Annotated in this window: 23 protein-coding genes and 2 pseudogenes; 23 read left to right on the top strand and 2 right to left on the bottom strand. The window is 37.2% G+C overall.

All coding sequences use genetic code 11. The annotated features are described in order from the left end of the window. The first annotated feature begins 68 nt into the window (after window positions 1-68). The 8 genes from RN80_RS08760 to RN80_RS08725 all read left to right on the top strand — a co-directional run bounded on the left by RN80_RS08760 (window position 69) and on the right by RN80_RS08725 (window position 7,433). Window positions 69-767 carry an N-acetylmannosamine-6-phosphate 2-epimerase gene (locus tag RN80_RS08760; protein WP_001135679.1) on the top strand — a complete coding sequence of 233 codons (699 nt, stop codon included), beginning with the start codon at window positions 69-71 and terminating at the stop codon, window positions 765-767. Window positions 768-881: 114 nt separating this feature from the next. After that, complete coding sequence (locus RN80_RS08755) at window positions 882-2,210, top strand: ABC transporter substrate-binding protein (protein ID WP_060628659.1); 1,329 nt, start codon at window positions 882-884, stop codon at window positions 2,208-2,210. A 221-nt stretch (window positions 2,211-2,431) separates the two neighbouring features. Next, window positions 2,432-3,298, top strand: coding sequence for a carbohydrate ABC transporter permease (locus RN80_RS08750; RefSeq protein WP_161683542.1), 867 nt, complete (start codon window positions 2,432-2,434; stop codon window positions 3,296-3,298). Between the two features lie 15 nt (window positions 3,299-3,313). Continuing rightward, on the top strand, window positions 3,314-4,153 hold the full coding sequence (locus RN80_RS08745) for a carbohydrate ABC transporter permease (protein WP_033676563.1): 840 nt from the start codon (window positions 3,314-3,316) through the stop codon (window positions 4,151-4,153). A 171-nt stretch (window positions 4,154-4,324) separates the two neighbouring features. Continuing rightward, a complete protein-coding gene (locus RN80_RS08740) occupies window positions 4,325-4,777 on the top strand; it encodes a NanQ anomerase/TabA/YiaL family protein (RefSeq protein ID WP_060628658.1) in 453 nt (150 codons plus the stop codon). A gap of 19 nt (window positions 4,778-4,796) precedes the next feature. Further along, entirely contained in the window at window positions 4,797-5,441 is a 645-nt protein-coding gene (locus tag RN80_RS08735; protein WP_060628657.1) for a YesL family protein, read from the top strand. 172 nt (window positions 5,442-5,613) lie between these two features. Then, complete coding sequence (locus tag RN80_RS08730) at window positions 5,614-6,531, top strand: dihydrodipicolinate synthase family protein (protein WP_060628656.1); 918 nt, start codon at window positions 5,614-5,616, stop codon at window positions 6,529-6,531. A gap of 17 nt (window positions 6,532-6,548) precedes the next feature. Then, on the top strand, window positions 6,549-7,433 hold the full coding sequence (locus tag RN80_RS08725; RefSeq protein ID WP_060628655.1) for an ROK family protein: 885 nt from the start codon (window positions 6,549-6,551) through the stop codon (window positions 7,431-7,433). A gap of 242 nt (window positions 7,434-7,675) precedes the next feature. On the opposite strand, the pseudogene RN80_RS09835 reads toward RN80_RS08725, so the two are convergent. Continuing rightward, a pseudogene (locus tag RN80_RS09835) lies at window positions 7,676-8,125 on the bottom strand (transposase); the annotation flags it as partial. 236 nt (window positions 8,126-8,361) lie between these two features. Between RN80_RS09835 and RN80_RS08715 the strand changes: the two are divergent. The 9 genes and pseudogenes from RN80_RS08715 to RN80_RS08675 all read left to right on the top strand — a co-directional run. Then, window positions 8,362-8,859: pseudogene (locus tag RN80_RS08715) on the top strand (S8 family serine peptidase); the annotation flags it as partial. Between the two features lie 128 nt (window positions 8,860-8,987). Beyond that, complete coding sequence (locus RN80_RS08710; RefSeq protein ID WP_000276749.1) at window positions 8,988-9,671, top strand: response regulator transcription factor; 684 nt, start codon at window positions 8,988-8,990, stop codon at window positions 9,669-9,671. Then, window positions 9,664-11,007, top strand: a complete 1,344-nt coding sequence (locus tag RN80_RS08705; protein WP_060628652.1) for a sensor histidine kinase — start codon at window positions 9,664-9,666, stop codon at window positions 11,005-11,007. The genes RN80_RS08710 and RN80_RS08705 overlap by 8 nt, the downstream gene beginning before the upstream one ends. Before the next feature lie 170 nt (window positions 11,008-11,177). Next, window positions 11,178-11,864 (top strand): ABC transporter ATP-binding protein, encoded by a 687-nt coding sequence (locus RN80_RS08700; RefSeq protein WP_001025883.1) that lies wholly within the window; start codon window positions 11,178-11,180, stop codon window positions 11,862-11,864. Beyond that, on the top strand, window positions 11,861-12,601 hold the full coding sequence (locus RN80_RS08695; protein WP_000590350.1) for a lantibiotic immunity ABC transporter MutE/EpiE family permease subunit: 741 nt from the start codon (window positions 11,861-11,863) through the stop codon (window positions 12,599-12,601). Before RN80_RS08700 ends, RN80_RS08695 begins: the two co-directional genes overlap by 4 nt. Further along, the gene (locus tag RN80_RS08690; RefSeq protein WP_049502160.1) at window positions 12,579-13,241 is read left to right on the top strand and encodes an ABC-2 family transporter permease; all 663 of its coding nucleotides are present in this window, start codon (window positions 12,579-12,581) and stop codon (window positions 13,239-13,241) included. The genes RN80_RS08695 and RN80_RS08690 overlap by 23 nt, the downstream gene beginning before the upstream one ends. A 162-nt stretch (window positions 13,242-13,403) precedes the next feature. Beyond that, window positions 13,404-14,066: a NisI/SpaI family lantibiotic immunity lipoprotein gene (locus RN80_RS08685; RefSeq protein WP_060628651.1), complete on the top strand. Its 663-nt coding sequence runs from the start codon at window positions 13,404-13,406 to the stop codon at window positions 14,064-14,066. Window positions 14,067-14,182: 116 nt separating this feature from the next. Further along, window positions 14,183-14,470, top strand: a complete 288-nt coding sequence (relB, locus tag RN80_RS08680) for a type II toxin-antitoxin system RelB/ParD family antitoxin (protein ID WP_000951986.1) — start codon at window positions 14,183-14,185, stop codon at window positions 14,468-14,470. Further along, on the top strand, window positions 14,460-14,810 hold the full coding sequence (locus RN80_RS08675; protein ID WP_000384865.1) for a type II toxin-antitoxin system RelE/ParE family toxin: 351 nt from the start codon (window positions 14,460-14,462) through the stop codon (window positions 14,808-14,810). Before relB ends, RN80_RS08675 begins: the two co-directional genes overlap by 11 nt. 61 nt (window positions 14,811-14,871) lie before the next feature. Here RN80_RS08675 and RN80_RS08670 read toward each other — a convergent pair whose 3' ends face one another. Next, a complete protein-coding gene (locus RN80_RS08670; RefSeq protein ID WP_060628650.1) occupies window positions 14,872-15,723 on the bottom strand; it encodes a MurR/RpiR family transcriptional regulator in 852 nt (283 codons plus the stop codon). Window positions 15,724-15,912: 189 nt separating this feature from the next. Between RN80_RS08670 and pbp2b the strand changes: the two genes are divergently transcribed. The 6 genes from pbp2b (at window position 15,913) to ftsA (ending at window position 23,647) form a co-directional block, all read left to right on the top strand. Then, window positions 15,913-17,970 (top strand): penicillin-binding protein PBP2B, encoded by a 2,058-nt coding sequence (gene pbp2b / locus RN80_RS08665; protein WP_080998535.1) that lies wholly within the window; start codon window positions 15,913-15,915, stop codon window positions 17,968-17,970. Window positions 17,971-17,980: 10 nt separating this feature from the next. Then, entirely contained in the window at window positions 17,981-18,577 is a 597-nt protein-coding gene (recR, locus tag RN80_RS08660; RefSeq protein ID WP_060628648.1) for a recombination mediator RecR, read from the top strand. Window positions 18,578-18,753: 176 nt separating this feature from the next. Beyond that, window positions 18,754-19,797, top strand: a complete 1,044-nt coding sequence (locus tag RN80_RS08655) for a D-alanine--D-alanine ligase (protein ID WP_060628647.1) — start codon at window positions 18,754-18,756, stop codon at window positions 19,795-19,797. An 83-nt stretch (window positions 19,798-19,880) separates the two neighbouring features. Next, complete coding sequence (locus RN80_RS08650; protein ID WP_060628646.1) at window positions 19,881-21,254, top strand: UDP-N-acetylmuramoyl-tripeptide--D-alanyl-D-alanine ligase; 1,374 nt, start codon at window positions 19,881-19,883, stop codon at window positions 21,252-21,254. Window positions 21,255-21,348: 94 nt separating this feature from the next. Then, window positions 21,349-22,053 (top strand): YwaF family protein, encoded by a 705-nt coding sequence (locus tag RN80_RS08645; RefSeq protein WP_060628645.1) that lies wholly within the window; start codon window positions 21,349-21,351, stop codon window positions 22,051-22,053. Window positions 22,054-22,267: 214 nt separating this feature from the next. Beyond that, window positions 22,268-23,647 (top strand): cell division protein FtsA, encoded by a 1,380-nt coding sequence (gene ftsA / locus RN80_RS08640; protein ID WP_033688313.1) that lies wholly within the window; start codon window positions 22,268-22,270, stop codon window positions 23,645-23,647. Window positions 23,648-23,653 lie beyond the last annotated feature (6 nt).

Here is a 23,653-nt window from a genome sequence, read left to right as displayed (position 1 = left end):
AAGTGTTGAAAGCGCTTTAAAAATAATATATAATAAACCCATAAGAACAAAGAAAAGGAGGAAAGAGGATGCCACAGATTACTAAAGAAGCCTTGATTGCACAAATCAAAGATGGAATCATCGTTTCTTGTCAGGCTCTTCCTCACGAACCGCTTTACACAGAAGCGGGAGGAGTCATTCCCTTGCTGGTCAAAGCGGCTGAGCAAGGTGGAGCAGTCGGTATCCGAGCAAACAGTGTTCGCGATATCAAGGAAATCAAGGAGGTTACAAACCTTCCAATCATTGGGATAATTAAACGAGATTATCCACCGCAAGAGCCCTTCATCACGGCTACGATGAAAGAAGTTGATGAATTGGCAGAACTGGACATCGAGGTGATTGCTCTAGATTGTACCAAGCGTGAACGCTATGATGGTTTGGAGATCCAAGAGTTTATTCGTCAGGTTAAGGAGAAATATCCTAACCAGCTCTTGATGGCTGATACAAGTACTTTCGAAGAAGGATTGGCAGCTGTTGAAGCAGGAATTGACTTTGTCGGAACAACCTTATCAGGATACACATCTTACAGTCCAAAAGTGGATGGTCCCGATTTTGAATTAATTAAAAAACTATGTGATGCCGGTGTAGATGTCATTGCAGAAGGGAAAATTCATACACCAGAACAAGCCAAACAAATCCTGGGATATGGAGTGCGAGGCATCGTTGTAGGTGGCGCTATTACTAGACCAAAAGAGATTACAGAACGCTTCGTTGCTGGTCTTAAATAACACAATTTAAAAACAGAGGAGAGTGGTGGATGCGTCGGATGAAATGAAAACGTATACAAATGCAATCTTACTCATTATCCAATATGGATACGCTTATCAATTAGGAGAATAAAAATGAAATTTAGAAAACTAGCTTGTACAGTACTTGCGGGTGCTGCGGTTCTTGGCCTTGCTGCATGTGGTAATTCTGGCGGTAGCAAAGATGCTGCTAAATCAGGTGGAGATGGCGCTAAAACAGAAATCACTTGGTGGGCATTCCCAGTCTTCACTCAAGAAAAAACTGGTGACGGTGTTGGAACATATGAAAAATCAATCATCGAAGCGTTTGAAAAAGCAAATCCAGATGTAAAAGTGAAATTGGAAACCATCGACTTCAAGTCAGGTCCTGAAAAAATCACAACAGCTATCGAAGCAGGAACAGCTCCAGACGTACTTTTTGACGCACCAGGACGTATCATCCAATACGGTAAAAACGGTAAATTGGCTGAGTTGAACGACCTCTTCACAGATGAATTCGTCAAAGATGTTAACAACGAAAATATCGTACAAGCAAGTAAAGCTGGAGACAAAGCTTACATGTATCCAATCAGTTCAGCTCCATTCTACATGGCTATGAACAAGAAAATGTTAGAAGAAGCTGGTGTTGCAAATCTTGTAAAAGAAGGTTGGACAACTGATGATTTTGAAAAAGTTTTGAAAGCGCTTAAAGCAAAAGGATATACACCAGGTTCATTGTTCAGTTCTGGTCAAGGGGGAGACCAAGGAACACGTGCCTTCATCTCTAACCTTTATGGAGCTTCTGTAACAGATAAAGATGTAACAAAATATACAACTGATGATCCTAAATTCGTCAAAGGTCTTGAAAAAGCAGCTGGCTGGATTAAAGATGGTTTGTTGAACAATGGTTCACAATTTGACGGTGGAGCAGATATCCAAAACTTTGCCAACGGTCAAACATCTTACACAATCCTTTGGGCACCAGCTCAAAACGGTATCCAAGCTAAACTCTTGGAAGCAAGTAAAGTAGAAGTGGTAGAAGTACCATTCCCATCAGATTCAGGTAAACCAGCTCTTGAATACCTTGTAAACGGATTTGCAGTATTCAACAACAAAGACGACAAGAAAGTTGCAGCATCTAAGAAATTCGTTCAATTCATCGCAGATGACAAAGAATGGGGTCCAAAAGACGTTGTTCGTACAGGTGCCTTCCCAGTTCGTACTTCATTTGGCAAACTTTATGAAGACAAACGTATGGAAACAATCAGTGGTTGGACTAAATACTATTCACCATACTACAACACTATCAATGGTTTTGCTGAAATGAGAACACTTTGGTTCCCAATGTTGCAATCTGTATCAAATGGTGACGAAAAACCAGCGGATGCTTTGAAAGCCTTCACTGAAAAAGCTAACGAAACAATTAAAAAAGCTACAAAACAATAAGCACTAAATCAGATTGATCCCTCCCTTTTCCCTGTGCAAAGTCTATGTAAGAAAAGGGAGGATTTTGTTTGAAATGTAAGGAACTGTCACGAAATTAAAATGAAGTTCTTACATAAGCGAATCTTAAAAAATTTCATTTTGATTTTAAAACAGTTCAAGAAAGTCAAAAAATTATTCTATTTGAAAGAGAGGTGCCGACTGTGAAAGTCAATAAAATTCGTATGCGGGAAACAGTGATTTCCTACGCTTTCCTAGCACCAGTATTATTCTTCTTTGTCATCTTTGTATTGGCTCCTATGATTATGGGATTCATTACAAGTTTCTTTAACTACTCAATGACGAAATTTGAGTTTGTGGGCTTGGACAACTACATTCGTATGTTTAAAGATCCTGTCTTTATGAAGTCTTTGATCAATACCGTGATTCTGGTTATCGGATCTGTACCAGTTGTTGTTCTATTCTCACTCTTTGTAGCATCTCAGACCTATCATCAAAATGCCATTGCCAGATCCTTCTACCGTTTCGTCTTCTTCCTTCCTGTTGTAACAGGTAGTGTTGCCGTAACAGTTGTTTGGAAATGGATCTATGACCCACTATCAGGGATTCTAAACTTTGTCCTTAAGTCAAGCCACATCATCAGCCAAAACATTTCTTGGTTGGGGGATAAAAACTGGGCGTTGATGGCGATTATGATTATCCTTTTGACTACATCTGTTGGTCAGCCGATTATCCTTTATATCGCTGCTATGGGGAATATTGACAATTCATTGGTGGAAGCAGCGCGTGTTGATGGTGCGACTGAATTGCAAGTGTTCTGGAAGATTAAATGGCCTAGCCTTCTTCCAACAACTCTTTACATTGCAATCATTACAACCATCAACTCATTCCAGTGTTTCGCCTTGATTCAGTTGTTGACATCTGGTGGTCCAAACTATTCAACAAGTACACTTATGTACTACCTTTACGAAAAAGCCTTCCAATTGACAGAATACGGTTATGCAAACACTATTGGCGTCTTCTTGGCAGTCATGATCGCTATCGTAAGCTTTGTTCAATTTAAAGTACTTGGAAACGACGTAGAATATTAAAGAAAGGAGACAGCTATGCAATCTACACAAAAGAAACCTTTAACAGCTTTCACTGTTATTTCAACTATTATCTTGCTCTTGTTGACCGTGCTGTTCATCTTTCCATTCTACTGGATTTTGACAGGTGCCTTCAAATCACAACCGGATACAATCGTTATTCCACCACAATGGTTCCCTAAAATGCCAACTATGGAGAACTTCCAACAACTTATGGTGCAAAACCCTGCTATGCAGTGGATGTGGAACTCTGTGTTTATCTCATTGGTAACCATGTTCTTAGTTTGTGCAACCTCTTCTCTAGCAGGTTATGTTTTGGCTAAAAAACGTTTCTATGGTCAACGTATTCTATTTGCCATCTTCATCGCTGCCATGGCACTTCCAAAACAAGTTGTCCTTGTGCCATTGGTACGTATCGTCAACTTCATGGGAATCCATGACACTCTTTGGGCAGTTATCTTGCCTTTGATTGGATGGCCATTTGGGGTCTTCCTCATGAAACAGTTCAGTGAGAATATCCCTACAGAGTTGCTTGAGTCAGCTAAAATCGACGGTTGTGGTGAGATTCGTACTTTCTGGAGCGTAGCCTTCCCGATTGTGAAACCAGGATTTGCAGCCCTTGCAATCTTTACCTTCATCAATACATGGAACGACTACTTCATGCAGTTGGTTATGTTGACTTCACGTCAAAACTTGACCATCTCACTTGGGGTTGCAACCATGCAGGCCGAAATGGCAACCAACTATGGTTTGATTATGGCAGGTGCAGCTCTTGCTGCTGTGCCAATTGTAACAGTCTTCCTAGTCTTCCAAAAATCCTTCACTCAGGGTATTACTATGGGAGCTGTTAAAGGATAAGAAAAGTAAACTGGTGTGTTAAGATGGCGGAAGTAGTCTTGGCATACTATGGAAATATAGAGTTATAAGTGTCTACAAAATGGAGGGTATGCAGTTACTTTATGAAGTTTTGTTAGACACTTATCAACTTAAGAATGATTTTAGTTAACTATCAGAAACGAAGGAAAGAGTATGATTTTTGACGATTTGAAAAATATTACCTTTTACAAGGGGATTCATCCTAATCTAGACAAGGCTATCGACTATCTCTATCAACATCGTAAAGATTCTTTCGAGTTAGGAAAGTATGAGATTGACGGGGACAGAGTCTTTCTAGTTGTTCAGGAAAATGTCCTCAATCAAGCTGAAAATGATCAATTTGAGCATCATAAAAACTATGCAGATTTGCATTTGCTGGTAGAAGGACATGAATATTCGAGCTACGGTTCACGTATCAAAGATGAAGCAGTAGCATTCGACGAAGCAAGTGACATTGGCTTTGTTCATTGTCATGAACACTACCCACTCTTGTTGGGTTATCACAATTTTGCGATTTTCTTCCCAGGAGAACCGCACCAGCCGAATGGCTATGCAGGTATGGAAGAGAAGGTTCGCAAATATCTCTTTAAAATTTTGATTGATTAAAAAATCAGGAGGAGCAAATATGGCACAAAAAGGAGTAAGCCTTATCAAGGCAGCATTTGATACAGATAACTTTCTCATGCGTTTTAGTGAGAAGGTCTTGGATATCGTGACAGCCAATCTTCTTTTTGTCGTCTCTTGTTTGCCCATCGTGACGATTGGAGTGGCTAAAATTAGTCTCTACGAGACTATGTTTGAGATTAAGAAGAGTAGACGTGTGCCTGTCTTTAGAATCTATTTAAGAGCTTTCAAGCAAAATCTGAAACTAGGTCTTCAGTTAGGTCTGCTTGAGTTGGGCATTGTCTCATTAAGCCTTCTAGACCTCTATCTCTTCTGGGGTCAGACAGCTATGCCTTTCCAAATGGTGAAAGCTATCTGTCTAGGCGTTCTTATCTTCCTCACTATCGTGATGTTGGCTAGCTATCCCATCGCTGCACGCTATGATTTGACTTGGAAAGAAGTCTTACAAAAAGGACTTATCTTGGCAAGTTTTAACTTTCCTTGGTTCTTCCTCATGTTAGCTATTCTCTTTCTTATTGTGATGGTTCTTTATCTGTCCGCCTTCACTTTACTTTTAGGTGGTTCAGCCTTCCTGCTTTTTGGGTTTGGGCTCTTGGTCTTTCTCCAGACTGGATTGATGGAGAAAATTTTCGCAAAATACCAATAGGATGGCTTGTCTATGAAACTACTTTCAAGCCATAAACATTTCAAAATTCATATCGAAACTAAAATCTAAGTGTACACAAGATATTGAAAGCGTTTTTCATAAGGTGTATACTAAACACGTAAAGAATAAATCCTGCTTTTAGCAGAAAAAAAGAAATCTTAGGAGAAAATCTATGTCAGATTTAAAAAAATACGAAGGTGTCATTCCAGCCTTCTACGCATGTTATGATGATCAAGGAGAAGTAAGTCCAGAGCGTACGCGTGCCTTGGTTCAATACTTCATTGATAAAGGTGTTCAAGGTCTTTATGTCAATGGTTCTTCTGGTGAATGTATCTACCAAAGCGTTGAAGACCGCAAGTTAATCTTGGAAGAAGTCATGGCAGTTGCCAAAGGTAAATTGACCATCATTGCTCACGTTGCTTGCAACAATACCAAAGATAGTATGGAACTTGCTCGTCATGCTGAAAGCTTGGGTGTAGATGCCATTGCAACGATTCCACCAATTTACTTCCGCTTGCCAGAATACTCAGTTGCTAAATATTGGAACGATATCAGTTCTGCAGCTCCAAAAACAGACTACGTGATTTACAACATTCCTCAATTAGCTGGTGTTGCTTTGACGCCAAGTCTCTACACTGAAATGTTGAAGAATCCACGTGTTATCGGTGTTAAGAACTCTTCTATGCCAGTTCAAGATATCCAAACCTTTGTGAGCCTTGGTGGGGAAGACCATATCGTCTTTAACGGTCCAGATGAACAGTTCCTAGGTGGTCGTCTCATGGGAGCTAAAGCTGGTATCGGTGGTACATATGGTGCGATGCCAGAACTCTTCTTGAAACTCAACCAATTAATTGCTGACAAAGACTTGGAAACAGCGCGTGAATTACAATACGCTATCAACGCTATCATTGGTAAACTCACTTCTGCACATGGAAATATGTATGGTGTGATTAAGGAAGTCTTGAAGATCAATGAAGGACTGAACATTGGCTCTGTTCGTTCACCATTGACACCAGTGACTGAAGAAGATCGTCCAGTTGTAGAAGCAGCTGCAGCCTTGATTCGTGAAACCAAGGAGCGCTTCCTCTAATCCATAAGGAGGTATTTATGACACACTACGTTGCAATTGATATCGGTGGAACAAATATCAAATATGGTTTGATCGACCAAGAAGGCCAACTTGTTGAATCGCATGAAATGCCAACAGAGGCGCATAAAGGTGGACCTCATATCTTACAAAAGACCAAAGATATCGTAGCCAGCTATTTAGAAAAAGGCCCAGTAGCAGGAGTTGCTATTTCTTCTGCTGGGATGGTGGATCCAGATAAGGGGGAAATTTTCTATGCTGGCCCTCAGATTCCTAACTATGCTGGAACTCAGTTTAAAAAAGAAATTGAGAGTACCTTTGAAATCCCTTGCGAGATTGAAAATGACGTCAACTGTGCAGGTTTGGCTGAGGCAGTATCTGGTTCAGGCAAGGGAGCGAGTGTGACACTTTGCTTAACCATTGGAACCGGTATCGGTGGTTGTTTGATTATGGATGGGAAAGTCTTCCATGGTTTTAGTAATTCAGCCTGTGAAGTCGGTTATATGCATATGCAGGATGGAGCTTTCCAAGACTTGGCCTCTACAACAGCCTTGGTGGAGTATGTAGCAGCAGGTCATGGAGATCCAGTTGACCATTGGAATGGTCGACGTATCTTTAAGGAAGCCACTGAAGGAAACAAGATCTGTATGGCTGGCATTGACCGTATGGTAGATTACCTTGGGAAAGGTCTGGCAAATATTTGTTACGTTGCTAATCCAGAAGTGGTCATTCTCGGTGGCGGTATCATGGGGCAAGAGGCTATCCTCAAGCCTAAAATTCGAAAAGCTTTGAAAGATGCCTTGGTACCAAGTCTAGCTGAAAAAACACGATTAGAATTTGCCCATCACCAAAATACGGCAGGGATGCTCGGTGCCTATTATCATTTTAAAACAAAACAATCCTAGTTTGGTTCAACCAAACTAGGATTTTCTAGGTACGACGGGCATGTAGTTCATCTGAGGTGTAAGTCCTCCGTGGGCACCTGCTACCAGTGAAGTCAATAACAATTTCCAAGCCTAACTATTGTGAGGTAGCGGATTAAAACGGTTTGGGGATAAACCGTTTTAAGTCTGATTCTGGAAATAAGAATCGGAAGAGGAAGGAATAGCGAAATCGTGTTTATACGAACAGGAACGTGATAGTATAGTCATTTAGTTTTAAAAAAGCAATCTAAACATTCAAAAATATTTGGGACTTCCCTTAATAAATCCGTTAATTTCTTTTTTAAGATAGCCCAAGCTTGCTCAATAGGATTCAAATCTGGTGAATAAGGTGGTAGAGGTAAGAAAAAGTGTCTATCTTGGATGCAGAGTTCATCCAAAATGTTCTTGGGATGAAAACTAGCATTGCCCATGACAATGATATGAGGTGTCTTCAAAGCAGGTAGGAGTTGCGTTTTGAACCATTTCACAAAGAAGTCGCTCGTCATACTTTCTTTGTAAATCATGGGAGCTATAAACTCTCCATCTACTTGTCCTGCAACAATTGAACTCCGCTCAAAACGCCGTCCTCTAATCTTTTCATAGACTTTCTTGCCTCTAGGAGTCCGTGCATAAGGATGATAGAGATAGCGGCCGATTCCCGTTTCGTCAATAGACTTGTTCGATACTATTTGAAGTAAGATTAGCTGGTTAAAAATTCAATAAGATGCCGAACAAATCTAGTATTAATATAAAAATTTTAAAAGATAATTTTTGTTAAATTTAAACTCCAACAGTAACTATTCTTACTGTTTTTATTGTATAGACAATCTTTTCTCTGAATAAAATCTGAATTTTCTCTGATATAATCTCAAATGTCAATGTTCAATAATTGTTTCTTCAGTAGGTGATAGTAAATAATCAAGAATCATTGAAACATTACCTTGGAGAACTTAAGGGGAAGGATTATTCACATATAGATGGAAAAGTTATGGATATTCCTGCGGGATTAGACAATGTTGTAACAGTAGGGTCAGTAAATGATAACGATTTTGTATCTAGTTTTTCAAATAAAGGAAATAATGTAATAGATATATATGCAACAGGAGGAGGAAGTCATAAACTAGCAACAGTTGGATATGAACAGTGGGCAAATGATAAAACATTTGAAAAAGAATGGGTTATTGTACCGACACTTGAAGGGAAATATACTTATGCTTATGGGACATCCATTTCAACACCAAAGGTTTCAGCAGCACTTGGGTTAATCATTGAGAAATATCATTTGAAAGATCAACCAGATGAGGTAATTAAATTATTGTATGATAATTGCTGTATAGGTAATGACATTGACGGCACTCAAATTAGATTATTAAATATTACGAATTTTGTTCAAGATAGTGTAAAATAGATTTGTACTAGTTTCTAAAAATTTAATTTAATAAATAAGAAATATTACAAACTGATGTATTGAGACTATTCTTTGTCAAAAATACGGAGCATTGCAGGTAGTTCTCTAAAATATTTTGAGGTGATAGAATGTATAAGATATTAGTTGTAGATGATGATTTTGAAATTTTGAAATTGATGCGAACTATTTTAGAGATGAAAAACTATCAGGTAACGACGTATCAAGAAGTGACCGTACCAATCAATATTAATAATTTCAAAGGATTTGATTTGATTTTATTAGATGTAATGATGCCTAATATAGATGGTATGCAAATTTGTAAGCAGATTAGAAATAAAGTAAGCTCCCCTATTATTTTTGTTAGTGCAAAAGATACCGAAGAAGATATAGTATCAGGATTGAATTTAGGAGGAGATGACTATATTACAAAACCTTTCAGCATCAATCAATTAATTGCTAAAGTTGCTGCAAATCTCAAACGAGAAGAACGATACAAACAAGGTGAATTAAGTAATCAAATTGTTCGAGAATTATCTCCAATAACAATTTATTTACAAGAAAAAATTGTTTGTATTAATGGAGATAGTCTTGCCTTTACAAGTAGGGAATATGATATCATAGAGCTATTATCTAGCAATCCAAGAAAAATTTTTACTGTACAAGATATATATGAAAACGTTTATGATGATGATGCTGAAACCCTCTTTCGTTCAATATCTGAGTATATCTATCAAATAAGATTAAAATTCTCATCCTATGGAATTAATCCTATAAAAACAGTTAGAGGTATGGGATACAAGTGGCATGATTAAGAAGAATAGTACAATTAGAGGACGTATAATAAGGACTGTTTTAGAACTAGTAACAGGTACGTTACTGAGTATACTTTTATTTTTTATATTTACTTATTTACTTGTTTTTACAGGACAATTAAATGTATACGACTCTAAAATTGAAATTTCAGTGAGTGATACCAGCAATTTAAGTGATGTAGTTCAAGCAATGAATAACTCTATATTTGACTATGTTGTATTTAATCGCAAGACAGGTACAATTGAAGCGGGTAATTATCAAAAAAAGGATTTGCCTGCCTATCGAGAAGTTTTTGCTAAAAATGAATCTGTAAGTAATAGTGAGGTGTATTATGTGTATTATGCTAATTCAGAGATTGTACTTACTGTCAGGCAACCCATGATACCTGAGTTTGTTAATCCGAATTTGCGTCACATTTCATTTAATCTATTTTCTTATTTATTTTTCTTCGTTTTCGAAACGATTTTACTCATTTGGTCACTTACTAGATTAATAAAAGAATTTTCAAAAAATTTTCTCCTCATACAAAAAAAAGCTTTAAACATGGGGCAGTTAACATTTAAAGAAAAAAAGATTCCCGCTCAAATACAAGAGTTCGATGAAATTCTCTCTGTATTATATCAAAAGGACGACGAGTTAACTAATTTACTCAAATCAGAGAGAAGGGAGAAGGAAGATTTATCTTTTCAAGTTGGTGCATTAGCTCATGATGTAAAAACTCCTTTAACAGTACTAAAGGGAAATTTAGAGTTGCTTGAATTAACTAACCTGACTGATCAACAGAAGGAATATACTCAGTCAATGAATAACAGTATAGTGATTTTTGAAAGATACTTTAGTTCAATGATTGATTATTCAAGATTACTAATTGAAGATAAAGATTATGGGGAACAGATATATTTACCTGATTTTTTAAGTGATCTGTCAGTAGAGGCGAAATCTGTAATGAATAATGCAAAGGTTGATTTCAAAATTATTAATACTACAAAATTAATGTTTTTTAAGGGAAATCGTTTTAATTTAAATAGGGCATTAATTAATATTTTAGCAAATGCAGCAAGATATAGTTCTGGAGAAAAAAAAGTTACTCTTACTATCATTGAGGAAACAGAGTATATTAATTTTGGAGTGTGGAACAATGGTCTCCCTTTTACTGAACAGTCCTTATTAAATGCAGATAAGTTATTTTATACTGAGAATAAAGGTAGGAATAATAAGCACTATGGTTTAGGGTTAGCATTTGCTAAACAAGTTGCAACTAGACATTTAGGAGAATTGTTTTTATCAAATCCAGATAGAGGTGGCGCTCAAGTGACGTTGCTTATTAAAAAATAATTCTGTAAGGATATATTAGATAGCTTCCATATAATAGTTATGTATAAAAATAGATGGTTTTCTAAATTGAGGACTGTCTATTTTTTTAATTTTGTAAAATTGGAAATTCTGAACAAATTTTGAAAAATAAAGTATAACATACAAGTATAAAACAAGGAGGAATTATAGTTATGAATATACAAGTTCAAAAACTTAGAAAATCATATAAGGATAGAGAAGTACTGAAAAATATTTCTTTTGAAATAAAAGAGGGGAGTATTTGTGGATTATTAGGTATTAATGGTGCAGGAAAATCAACAATTATGAAGATTATTTTTGGTCTTGAAAATGCTGATAGTGGTACGGTTATTTTTAATGGGAAAAAAAATGCGGGTATATATGAGATTGGAGCGCTTATTGAAACTCCAGCTATCTACATGAACTTATCTGCTTATGATAACTTAAAAACAAGAGCATTGTTATATGACATTTCTGACGAACGAATTAATGAAGTATTAAACTTGATTGGGCTATCTAATACGGGAAAGAAAAAAGCAGGGAGCTTTTCTTTAGGTATGAAACAACGTTTGGGATTAGGTATGGCAATAATTACTAGTCCAGATTTGCTCATTTTAGATGAACCTACCAATGGATTGGATCCAGATGGTATAAAGGAATTGTTGAATTTAATGATTTCTTTAAAGAAATCAGGAATGACAATTCTTTTATCTAGCCATCAACTGTATGAAGTTAGTAAAGTGGCAGATAAAGTTGTTATTTTACATGATGGTCAAATTTTTTACGATGGTTCGAATGTTCAAAGTGATGATTTAGAATCTTTATTTATAAGAATTGTTCATGGAGGTGACGCAATATGATAAAAATATTTAAATCAGAATGGTTAAAACAGCGAAAAAATACATCCAAAAAATTCTTGATAATAGCTCCTGGATTGTCGATTTTAATAGCGGTATTACTTGTTGGACCGAGTATTCTAGAAAGTTTTTCAATATATTGGTGGGAAGCCGTCTTTTTGTACACGCTTATTGGCTTGTTATTTTTATATGATTATAAAGCAGAAGAAGCTGCAGGAAACTTCCAGAATATATACTTTCGAAATGATAGCATAAAAATATATATCGTAAAGATACTTTTAAAATTAAAAGATTTACTCATTTCGAACGTATGGTTTTTAGCTATATTATTATTTACAAGTAATTTTTTGTATGGCGACTTAATATCATTGAATATAATTGGTGACTTAATTTGTTTAGTACTTATTTCGATAACATCCATATGGGTATTGCCACTCTTGTATCTATTTTCGAAACGGATCAACCCCTATATCTTAGTATCTATTAACTCCTTGATTTGTTTTTTGGTTGCACCTTTTATCGCTCAAAGTAGCTTTTGGTTCTTCTTTCCTTTTACATATCATTATAAAATTGCTTATAGTCTTATGTATATAAAACCGTCAGGAGATTTAGATTTAACAAATCATGTAACAGACGTTAAAATGGTAGTATTTACCGTATTTCTATCATTGATTCTATTTATTGTTTCTTTGTTAATGTTAAATTGGAGGTTAAGTAATGATCCAATTGCTAAAAAGTGAAATGATTAAATTTAAAGGTTCGTATCAACTATACATTATTTTGATTTTGTCTACTATACAACTATTGACAATTCCAATTTACATATTATCTGTAAATAACACAATTGTATTGGAAAATATTATCTTTTTACCCATGTTAGGCTATTGTATGATAACTACGATAATCACTTTATTAGTATCTGAACAAGAAATCAATGCTAATAATTATCAGAATATTAAAGGCTCGAGAAATACAGCCAGTATATGGGGAGCGAAAATTTTTGTGTTAGATTTACTATTATCTTTACTTACTATTCCTTTATGGGTAGTTGTAGGTATAGAGTTAGAACACTTTTCATATTATTTTTACGTAGGAATAGTTAGTTGGTTATTACTAATATTGCTAAATCATTTCCACATGCTATTGACATTGTTTATTGCGAAAGGTGGCAATTTACTTATTGCTGTTGTAGAAAGTTTATTTATATTATTTGCAACAAATAAAGTTTTTCTTAATATTTTTTGGATTCCAGTAATTTTACCAGTTAATATAATTTTAGAAAATAATTTTAGAAGCACAACTAATTTATTAGCTTTAACTTTTTATGTTGTATTATTGTTTGTTGCTAATTTAGTAGTTGTAAGCAGAAAAGGTGTTTAATTATATACTATGATTGAAATGAAGGGAGTGTTAAATTTTTGGATGGAAGTTTGGGAATTGTTTTGACTTTACTTTATATCCAAAATAAGTCTGTAAAGACATATTGGAGAGAGGCGTTATTGATTTTTGATAATTTAACTATAGAAAATTAGGAGGAGAACTATGAAATTCAAAAAAATCTATCTTTCCGTAATTTTTTTCTTAAGTTTACTTGGATTGACTGGATGCACATATGAGAAGTATGATGTTAAATTTCTCGACTCAAGTTATAATCGATTTGATTATAAAGGAGAGCATTATGGTGTAACTAATCAATTAATTTTATATGAAGATATTGAAAGTAAAGTAAGCAATCATGATGATATTTATGAAATATCTTACGATGATTCCAATAATGAAATAAAGAATGATTTATTGGAGATGGGTGACTTATATCAGACCAAGAATAGAGAATTTGCCATAAAAATTGATAGTACTTTCTATAAATGTAGACTACTTGATAATATTTCTAAAGAAGAACTCCTAAAAGTTTCTGACTTATTTTATGTTCACTTAGTAGGAGGATTTGCTATCAATGAGCAAGAAGCCAGAGAGTTGAAGATAGGGGAACAATCATTTACAATTACTGAAGAAATTATTCCAAAAGAAGAGCTTAGTGCTACAGTTGCTAACTTAGATAATCAAGTGAAGTCTGTCACTAGATTATCAGGGGAGCATGAAAGTTGGAAATATGGAGAAATTTGTTCTTTAAAAAATCAGTCTATCCATGAGAAAGTAGCAGTTAAATTGAATGGAGAATATCATTTGGCTTTCTTTAGAAGTTAGTTTGTATATTAGATATGTGACACAAAAATTTTTCCCAGCATCTTTCAAATCAAATTCCCTTGACTTTCTTTATAATTGTGAGATAATAAGTAAAATATATAAAGGAGTTATATAAAATGGCTATAGCGAATTCAAGTAAAATTGTGACCTTCCAAGCTAATAGAGAATTAGTAAATGATGCCATGGAAGTGTTAAAAGAAAAAAATCTCTCTCTTTCATCGGCACTTAGATTATTTTTAAAGAATGTTGCCGTAACAAATGAAGTAGATTTACTTAGTGAAGAGGAATTGGAGAAGGAGTATTTATTTAGACAATTACAAGCAGAAGTTCAAGAAAGTTATGCTAAGATTGAGGCTGGGAATTACTTGACAGATGAGGATGTTGTGACACGCTATGGATTATAAAAAATATAGGATTTTGTATTCTCCTAGAGTGATTGATAGTTTGGATAAAATATATCAGTATATAGCAGAGGAAATCGGTTCTGTAGAGTCTGCGAGACGAAAAGTGGCGAGTATCAGAAAAGATATTAATCGTCTAGAAATTTTCCCCCAAGCTGGATTTGATGCCGATGAAAAATTTGGTAAGAAATTAGACCCTCGCTACCAAACGCGAGGATTGGCCTTGAGTAAGGATTATATTGTATTATATACAATTGTTGAGGATACCGTCAGACTTGCTTATTTACTTCCTTCAAAAAGTGATTACATGAAATTATTCAAGACTAAGTCGAGATATGACTAATTCATAATCTAGAAGATGTATGTTTAGTGATGAATAAAAATCCTAGTTTGGCTCAGCCAAACTAGGATTTTCTTACACGTTTTTGTCTACGATAGCCATTGAGTTTCTTATTTTCCCAATAGCTATTAAAGATTTTCTCCTTGCTTTCACGATTGATTTCCAAAAAATAGGCATAAATCAAATCGATAAAGAAGAGCATAGGAAGTTGAGCAGATATACGTTGAATGTAGGAAGGCTGACTGTGGCTAGCAACAAGAACGTTTTCTGTATAGGTCTGACTATCTTTATTGGGAACACTTGTAAAGAGTACAGTCTTTGCCCCCATCTCCTTAGCGTCTAATAGACTATCTAAAATAGAAGGAGTTGTGCCAGAAAGTGAGAAACCAAGTACGAGACAATTTTCGTCCATAATACTGGTTGTCCAAGCAAAGCCGTCTTGATCGGTCAAAGCCTCGCAGACCACACCTAGACGCATGAAGCGTAATTTCATTTCGCGAGCAACGAGGCCAGAACTCCCTGTTCCGAAGAAGTAGACACGCTCAGCATCTTCGATTAACTGGGCAATTCGTTCTAGTTGGACTTCGTCAATCAAGTCTTGTGTTTGTTCCCTCATATTGCTATAGCTTCTGAGGACTCGTTTGGTCAGTGGACTGTGCTTGGAGACTTGGTTGGCTTGATTTTCTGCCTGATGTTGGTATTGGAAAATGAATTCTCGGTAGCCAGTAAAGCCACACTTTTTAGCAAAGCGAGTTAGTGCAGCCTGAGAGATATGTAATTTTTGAGTGACCTGTTGGGAAGATAAATCATCTGTAATCGTTTCAGCTTGCAAAAAATAGCGAGCGATTTCTTGCTCTAGGTCTGTCATTTCTTCAAAATGAAGATCAATAATGCTTGCGATATCTTGCGGGTTCATGATACTCCTTTATTTGAGTCTAGCTATTAATCGATAATTATTTTTTGTAGCTTTTGTAAATATTATATCATATAAAATAGTTATGTTTAAATAAAAAAACCATCAGAAACTAAATTAAAAAAGCTCACTTCTTTTCCATAATTTTCTTCTCAAATTGTGGTACAATGAAGAGTAAGATTTTAAATAGAAATGAGACTGACTTGTATGAGAAAATTTGATAGCCATTCGATTCCGATTCGGCTTAATTTATTGTTTTCAATTGTTATTTTGCTTTTTATGGCCATTATTGGTCGCCTGCTTTACATGCAGGTTTTGAATAAGGATTTTTATGAGACAAAATTAGCATCTGCTAGTAAAACAAAGGTGACCACTAGTTCGGCTCGGGGCGAAATTTATGATGCTAGCGGCAAGCCTTTGGTTGAAAATACTGTGAAACAAGTTGTTTCCTTTACTCGAAACAACAAAATGACGGCTGCAGATTTGAAAGAAACAGCAAAGAAGTTGCTAGCCTATGTGGGAGTTTCTTCACCAACATTGACTAATCGACAGTTGGCAGATTACTACCTAGCAGATCAAGATGTCTATAAGAAGGCAGTGGAAAGCTTACCACGTGAGAAACGCCTTAATTCTGATGGCAATCAATTATCTGAGTCTGAGCTTTACAATAACACAGTAGAAAGCATAGATCCAAGTCAATTGACCTACTCGGATGACGAAAAGAAAGAAATTTACCTCTTTAGCCAACTCAATGCAGTTGAAAATTTTGCGACAGGTATCGTTGCGACAGATTCCTTGACAGATACCCAGATTGCCTTGATTGCTTCGGCTTCTAAGAATTTACCTGGTATCAGTATTTCGACTTCCTGGGATCGAAAAGTTCTAGAAACTTCACTTTCTTCTATAGTAGGAAGTGTTTCTAGTGAAAAAGCGGGTCTCCCAGCTGAGGAAGCAGATGCTTATATTAAAAAGGGTTATTCTTTAAATGACCGTGTTGGAACCTCTTATCTAGAAAAACAATATGAAGAAACCTTGCAAGGGAAACGCTCGGTGAAAGAAATCCAGCTAGACAAGTATGGCAATATGGAAAGTGTCGAAAATATCGAAGATGGTACCAAAGGGAACAATATTAAACTGACCATCGATTTGGCCTTCCAAGATAGCGTGGACAATCTGCTTAAAAGTTATTTCAATTCCGAGCTAGGAAATGGTGGAGCCAAGTATTCTGAGGGTGTGTATGCAGTTGCTCTAAATCCAAAAACAGGTGCTGTGTTATCCATGTCAGGGATCAAACATGACCTGAACACGGGAGAGTTAACACAGGATTCCTTGGGAACTGTGACCAATGTCTTTGTACCCGGTTCGGTTGTTAAGGCCGCTACCATCAGCTCAGGTTGGGAAAATGGTGTTTTATCAGGAAACCAAACCTTAACAGATCAGCCTATTGTTTTCCAAGGTTCAGCTCCAATTTATTCTTGGTATAAATTGGCATATGGATCTTTTCCTATTACAGCTGTGGAAGCCTTGGAGTATTCATCTAATGCTTACGTGGTTCAAACCGCTCTTGGAATCATGGGCCAGACCTATCAACCAAATATGTTTGTTTTAACTAACAATTTAGAATCCGCTATGGGGAAACTTCGTTCGACATTTGCTGAATATGGTCTTGGAGCCTCAACAGGCATTGACCTTCCAAATGAGTCAACTGGTTTTATACCAAAAGAGTATAATTTCGCTAATTACATTACCAATGCATTTGGTCAGTTTGATAACTACACCCCAATGCAATTGGCCCAGTACGTTGGAACCATTGCTAACAATGGTGTTCGAATTGCACCTCACATTGTTGAGGGAATTTATGGAAATAATGAACAAGGCGGCTTAGGGAACTTAATCCAATCTATTGATACCAAGGAAATGAATAAAATTAATATTTCTGAGTCTGATGTTTCCATCCTCCAACAAGGATTTTATCAAGTTTCACATGGTGGGAGTGCTCTGACGACAGGTCGTGCCTTTTCCAATGGTGCAGCTGTATCCATTAGTGGTAAAACAGGTACTGCCGAAAGTTATGTTGAGGGAGGTCAAAAAGCTAACAATACCAATGCTGTGGCTTATGCACCATCAGATAATCCTCAAATCGCTGTAGCTGTTGTCTTCCCTCATAACACCAACCTTACAAATGGTGTCGGACCTTCTATTGCGCGCGATATTATCAACCTCTATAACCAACATCATCCAATGAATTAGAAAGGAACATATGCTTTATCCAACACCTATTGCTAAGCTAATTGACAGTTATTCGAAGTTACCGGGTATCGGGATTAAGACGGCTACCCGTCTGGCCTTCTATACTATTGGAATGTCTGATGACGATGTCAATGAATTTGCTAAAAATCTCCTTTCTGCTAAGAGAGAGCTAACCTATTGCTCCATCTGTGGTCGTTTGACTGATGACGATCCTTGTTCTATCTGTACCGATCCAAGTCGTGACCAGAAAACGATTTTAGTCCTCGAGGATAGTCGTGATGTGGCAGCCATGGAGAACATCCAAGAATACCATGGACTCTATCATGTCTTACATGGTCTTATTTCTCCCATGAATGGTATCAGTCCAGATGATATCAATCTCAAGAGTCTCATGACTCGTCTGATGGATAGCGAGGTTTCAGAAGTGATTGTGGCCACAAATGCTACGGCAGATGGTGAAGCGACATCCATGTATCTTTCACGTTTGCTCAAGCCAGCTGGGATCAAGGTTACGCGTCTAGCACGAGGTCTCGCTGTGGGAGCAGATATCGAGTATGCGGACGAAGTTACACTCTTACGAGCCATTGAAAATCGAACAGAGTTGTAAGTCTAGACAAATTAACACACTCAATTCATTTATACAAAAAATCAAGAAGGCCGATATTTGTTTTATCGGTCTCTTTTTAGATTTCTTGAAGACTAGTATCAGGTTCAAGTTTCAAAAAAAGAAGCAAATATGATATACTAAAGAGCGAGTATTCTATTAGAATTAGGACAAGTAATATGAAACAAACGATTATTCTTTTATACGGTGGGCGTAGTGCAGAGCGTGAAGTCTCTGTCCTTTCAGCTGAGAGTGTCATGCGTGCGGTCAACTATGATCGTTTCACAGTCAAGACTTTCTTTATTAGTCAGTCAGGTGACTTTATTAAAACGCAAGAATTTAGCCAGACTCCCGGTCAAGAGGATCGTCTTATGACCAATGAAACCATTGATTGGGATAAGAAAGTGGCACCAAGTGCTATCTATGAAGAGGGAGCAGTGGTCTTTCCAGTTCTTCACGGTCCGATGGGAGAAGATGGCTCAGTTCAAGGATTTTTGGAAGTTTTGAAAATGCCTTATGTTGGTTGTAACATCTTGTCATCTAGCCTTGCCATGGACAAGATCACGACCAAGCGTGTGTTAGAATCTGTCGGGATTGCCCAAGTTCCTTATGTGGCTATCGTTGAAGGCGATGATGTGACTGCTAAAATCACCGAAGTTGAAGAAAAATTGAATTATCCAGTCTTCACAAAACCATCAAACATGGGTTCAAGTGTCGGTATTTCTAAGTCTGAAACTCAAGAGGAACTCCGTCAAGCTTTGAAACTTGCCTTCCAATATGACAGCCGTGTCTTGGTAGAGCAAGGGGTAAATGCTCGTGAAATCGAGGTTGGTCTCTTGGGCAACTACGATGTCAAGAGTACGCTACCAGGAGAAGTAGTCAAGGATGTTGCCTTTTATGACTACGATGCCAAGTATATTGACAACAAGATTACCATGGATATCCCAGCTAAAATCAGTGATGATGTGGTAGCTGTCATGCGTCAAAATGCAGAAACTGCCTTCCGTGCCATTGGTGGCCTCGGTTTATCTCGTTGCGATTTCTTCTATACAGATAAGGGAGAGGTTTTCCTCAACGAGCTCAATACCATGCCAGGTTTCACCCAGTGGTCAATGTATCCACTACTTTGGGACAATATGGGAATCAGCTACCCAGAACTAATCGAGCGTTTGGTTTACCTTGCCAAGGAAAGTTTTGACAAGCGCGAAGCGCATTTGCTATAAAATGAAAGAGAGGGTAGAAGCCAGAACCATCACTGCAAGGTGACTAGAGTTCTCGAGCTTCGACCCTTTTTAAAGGAGTAGAAATGAAATTAACAATCCATGAAGTGGCTCAAGTTGTCGGAGCTAAAAATGATGTCAGCATCTTTGAGGATGCTCAGTTGGAAAATGCTGAGTTTGATAGTCGTTTGATTGCGGCAGGGGATTTATTTGTGCCACTCAAAGGTGCGCGTGACGGTCATGACTTTATCGAAAGAGCTTTTGAAAATGGTGCAGCAGTAACCTTATCTGAGAAAGAGGTTGCAAATCATCCCTATATTCTAGTAGATGATGTCTTGACTGCATTTCAAAAACTAGCTGCCTACTATCTTGAAAAAACGACTGTTGATGTTTTTGCAGTTACAGGTTCAAATGGTAAGACAACGACCAAGGATATGTTGGCACACTTGCTATCAACAACCTACAAAACCTACAAAACACAAGGCAACTACAATAATGAGATTGGTCTTCCTTACACAGTTCTCCATATGCCTGAAGGAACAGAAAAGTTGGTCTTGGAGATGGGGCAGGATCACTTGGGCGATATTCATCTCTTGTCAGAATTGGCTCGTCCAAAAACAGCCATCGTGACCTTGGTTGGAGAAGCCCATTTGGCCTTTTTCAAAGACCGTTCTGAGATTGCTAAAGGAAAAATGCAAATTGCTGATGGCATGGCGTCTGGTTCCTTGCTTTTGGCACCAGCAGATCCGATTGTAGAGGACTACTTGCCTACTGATAAAAAGGTGGTTCGTTTTGGGCAAGGAGCAGAGCTGGAAATCACAGACTTGATTGAGCGCAAGGACAGTCTGACCTTTAAGGCCAATTTCTTGGAGCAAGCCCTTGATTTGCCAGTGACTGGCAAGTACAATGCCACCAATGCCATGATTGCATCCTATGTTGCCCTGCAAGAAGGAGTGTCAGAGGAGCAAATTCGTCAGTCCTTCCAAGGTCTTGAATTGACGCGTAACCGTACTGAGTGGAAGAAAGCAGCCAATGGAGCAGATATCCTATCAGATGTTTACAATGCCAATCCAACCGCTATGAAGCTGATTTTGGAGACATTTTCTGCCATTCCAGCCAATGAAGGTGGCAAAAAAATCGCTGTCTTGGCGGACATGAAGGAACTTGGTGACCAGTCTATTCAGCTTCATAATCAGATGATTTTGAGCCTTTCTCCAGATGTGCTGGATACTGTTATTTTCTATGGAGAAGACATTGCTGAATTAGCCCAATTGGCTAGTCAAATGTTCCCAATTGGCCACGTTTACTACTTCAAGAAAACAGAAGACCAAGACCAATTTGAAGACCTAGTCAAGCAGGTCAAAGAAAGCCTTGGAGTCAATGACCAAATCCTACTCAAAGGCTCTAACTCTATGAATCTAGCCAAGTTGGTAGAAAGTTTAGAAAATGAAGCCAAGTGATTTTGTCAAACATTTACGTATTTCTAAATCCATTTTTGACAAATAGCATGGTATAATAAAATGCAGGAAAATTTTGAATCATGAGGAAGACTAGATGAATTTATGGGATATTTTCTTTACGACCCAAGCAACAGAACCACCCAAATTTGACCTTTTTTGGTATGTTAGCCTATTTACGCTTTTAGCTTTGACCTTTTATACAGCCTATCGTTATCGTGAAAAGAAGGTTTGCCAACGATTTTTTAAAATCTTGCAGGCTGTTCAGTTGATACTCCTTTATGGTTGGTATTGGGTCAATCATATGCCGTTGTCAGAAAGCCTACCTTTTTACCATTGCCGTATGGCTATGTTTGTAGTGCTCTTGCTTCCTGGTCAGTCCAAATATAAACAATACTTTGCATTATTGGGGACATTTGGGACACTAGCGGCCTTTGTTTATCCAGTGCCAGATGCCTATCCTTTCCCACATATTGCGATTTTATCCTTTATCTTTGGCCACTTAGCTCTCTTGGGGAATTCTCTAGTTTATCTATTGAGACAGTATAACGCGCGATTGCTGGATGTGAAGGGAATTTTTCTCATGACCTTTGCACTAAATGCCTTGATTTTTGTGGTCAATTTAGTAACAGGTGGAGATTACGGATTCTTGACAAAACCACCATTGGTTGGAGACCATGGCTTAGTAGCTAATTATTTGATTGTTTCTATAGCCTTGTCTGCTGCAATAACTTTGACTAAGAAAATCTTAGAACAATTTTTAGAACAAGAAGCAGAAAAAATGATTGCAAAGAAAGCTTGATTTTAAGCTTTCTTTTTTTCATAAATCTGATTTTTTATAACTTGTTTGGAAAATAAAAAAATCTAAGGAACGAATGTAAAAAAATGGTAAGTAAATTTAGGAAAAACTAAGCACGATTGGATTTTTTGTGTTATAATATTCTGTGAATAGCTATGCCCTATTTTAGCTATTTTGAATAGAAGTTTGAAACTTGGAAGAGAGAGGATGCGATGTAATGGCTAGAGATGGTTTTTTTACAGGCTTAGATATCGGAACTAATTCGATTAAAGTATTGGTTGCCGAACTTAGAAATGGTGAACTTAATGTAATTGGTGTAAGTAATGCCAAGAGTAAAGGTGTAAAGGATGGGATTATCGTTGATATTGAAGCAGCAGCAACTGCTATCAAGTCAGCTATTTCCCAAGCAGAAGAGAAAGCTGGCATTTCAATCAAATCAGTGAATGTTGGTTTGCCTGGAAATCTTTTGCAAGTAGAACCAACTCAAGGAATGATTCCAGTTACATCTGATACAAAAGAAATTACAGATCAAGATGTCGAAAATGTTGTCAAATCAGCTTTGACAAAGAGTATGACACCAGATCGTGAAGTCATTACTTTTATTCCAGAAGAATTTATCGTAGATGGTTTCCAAGGTATTCGTGACCCGCGTGGCATGATGGGTGTTCGTCTTGAAATGCGTGGTTTGCTTTACACAGGTCCCCGTACTATTCTTCACAATTTACGTAAGACAGTTGAGCGCTCAGGTGTTCAGGTTGAAAATATTATTATTTCACCATTGGCTTTGGTTCGTTCTGTCTTGAACGAAGGAGAGCGTGAATTTGGAGCTACTGTGATTGATATGGGAGCAGGTCAAACAACTGTTGCTACAATCCGTAACCAAGAACTCCAGTTTACAAATATTCTTCAAGAAGGTGGAGATTATGTCACAAAAGATATCTCTAAGGTCTTGAAGACTTCACAAAAACTAGCTGAAGGATTGAAATTGAACTATGGTGAAGCCTACCCTTCACTTGCAAGTAATGAAACCTTCCAAGTTGAAGTAATTGGTGAAGTAGAACCTGTAGAAGTTACAGAAAGCTACCTAGCAGAGATTATTTCAGCCCGCATTAAGCACATTTTTGAACAAATCAAACAAGAGTTGGAAAGAAGACATTTGTTGGATCTTCCAGGTGGGATTGTTCTGATTGGTGGAAATGCTATTTTACCAGGTATTGTAGAACTTGCACAGGAAGTGTTTGGCGTTGGCGTCAAACTTTACGTTCCAAATCAAGTTGGAATCCGTAATCCTGCCTTCGCTCATGTGATTAGCTTGTCTGAATTTGCTGGTCAATTGACTGAGGTGCATTTGTTAGCACAACGAGCAGTCAAGGGTGAAGATACTTTGCGTCACCAACCAATTAATTTCGGTGGGATGATTCAACGTGTTACGCAAGTAGCACAACCTACCCCTATTCAACCAGTTCAAAATACTGAGGTAGAGCAATCAGCTTCTACAAACGTAGTTGCTCCGAAAGAAGATAAAGTATCTTCTCAAAACAAACCAAAAATCGCAGATCGCTTCCGTGGTTTAATTGGAAGTATGTTTGATGAATAAAAGAGG

The sequence above is a fragment of the Streptococcus mitis genome (genome assembly GCF_001281025.1).
GTDB classification, from domain to species: Bacteria; Bacillota; Bacilli; order Lactobacillales; family Streptococcaceae; genus Streptococcus; species Streptococcus mitis_AK.
The sequence above is the reverse complement of the archived record's forward strand: the minus strand, read 5'-3'. Positions and strand labels throughout refer to the sequence as shown.

Bases quoted from the DNA above. Each gene is read 5' to 3' on its own strand.
- RN80_RS08760 (WP_001135679.1), top strand. From the start codon at position 69: ATGCCACAGATTACTAAAGAAGCCTTGATTGCACAAATCAAAGATGGA.
- RN80_RS08755 (WP_060628659.1), top strand. From the start codon at position 882: ATGAAATTTAGAAAACTAGCTTGTACAGTACTTGCGGGTGCTGCGGTT.
- RN80_RS08750 (WP_161683542.1), top strand. From the start codon at position 2,432: ATGCGGGAAACAGTGATTTCCTACGCTTTCCTAGCACCAGTATTATTC.
- RN80_RS08745 (WP_033676563.1), top strand. From the start codon at position 3,314: ATGCAATCTACACAAAAGAAACCTTTAACAGCTTTCACTGTTATTTCA.
- RN80_RS08740 (WP_060628658.1), top strand. From the start codon at position 4,325: ATGATTTTTGACGATTTGAAAAATATTACCTTTTACAAGGGGATTCAT.
- RN80_RS08735 (WP_060628657.1), top strand. From the start codon at position 4,797: ATGGCACAAAAAGGAGTAAGCCTTATCAAGGCAGCATTTGATACAGAT.
- RN80_RS08730 (WP_060628656.1), top strand. From the start codon at position 5,614: ATGTCAGATTTAAAAAAATACGAAGGTGTCATTCCAGCCTTCTACGCA.
- RN80_RS08725 (WP_060628655.1), top strand. From the start codon at position 6,549: ATGACACACTACGTTGCAATTGATATCGGTGGAACAAATATCAAATAT.
- RN80_RS08710 (WP_000276749.1), top strand. From the start codon at position 8,988: ATGTATAAGATATTAGTTGTAGATGATGATTTTGAAATTTTGAAATTG.
- RN80_RS08705 (WP_060628652.1), top strand. From the start codon at position 9,664: ATGATTAAGAAGAATAGTACAATTAGAGGACGTATAATAAGGACTGTT.
- RN80_RS08700 (WP_001025883.1), top strand. From the start codon at position 11,178: ATGAATATACAAGTTCAAAAACTTAGAAAATCATATAAGGATAGAGAA.
- RN80_RS08695 (WP_000590350.1), top strand. From the start codon at position 11,861: ATGATAAAAATATTTAAATCAGAATGGTTAAAACAGCGAAAAAATACA.
- RN80_RS08690 (WP_049502160.1), top strand. From the start codon at position 12,579: ATGATCCAATTGCTAAAAAGTGAAATGATTAAATTTAAAGGTTCGTAT.
- RN80_RS08685 (WP_060628651.1), top strand. From the start codon at position 13,404: ATGAAATTCAAAAAAATCTATCTTTCCGTAATTTTTTTCTTAAGTTTA.
- relB (WP_000951986.1), top strand. From the start codon at position 14,183: ATGGCTATAGCGAATTCAAGTAAAATTGTGACCTTCCAAGCTAATAGA.
- RN80_RS08675 (WP_000384865.1), top strand. From the start codon at position 14,460: ATGGATTATAAAAAATATAGGATTTTGTATTCTCCTAGAGTGATTGAT.
- RN80_RS08670 (WP_060628650.1), bottom strand. From the start codon at position 15,723: ATGAACCCGCAAGATATCGCAAGCATTATTGATCTTCATTTTGAAGAA.
- pbp2b (WP_080998535.1), top strand. From the start codon at position 15,913: ATGAGACTGACTTGTATGAGAAAATTTGATAGCCATTCGATTCCGATT.
- recR (WP_060628648.1), top strand. From the start codon at position 17,981: ATGCTTTATCCAACACCTATTGCTAAGCTAATTGACAGTTATTCGAAG.
- RN80_RS08655 (WP_060628647.1), top strand. From the start codon at position 18,754: ATGAAACAAACGATTATTCTTTTATACGGTGGGCGTAGTGCAGAGCGT.
- RN80_RS08650 (WP_060628646.1), top strand. From the start codon at position 19,881: ATGAAATTAACAATCCATGAAGTGGCTCAAGTTGTCGGAGCTAAAAAT.
- RN80_RS08645 (WP_060628645.1), top strand. From the start codon at position 21,349: ATGAATTTATGGGATATTTTCTTTACGACCCAAGCAACAGAACCACCC.
- ftsA (WP_033688313.1), top strand. From the start codon at position 22,268: ATGGCTAGAGATGGTTTTTTTACAGGCTTAGATATCGGAACTAATTCG.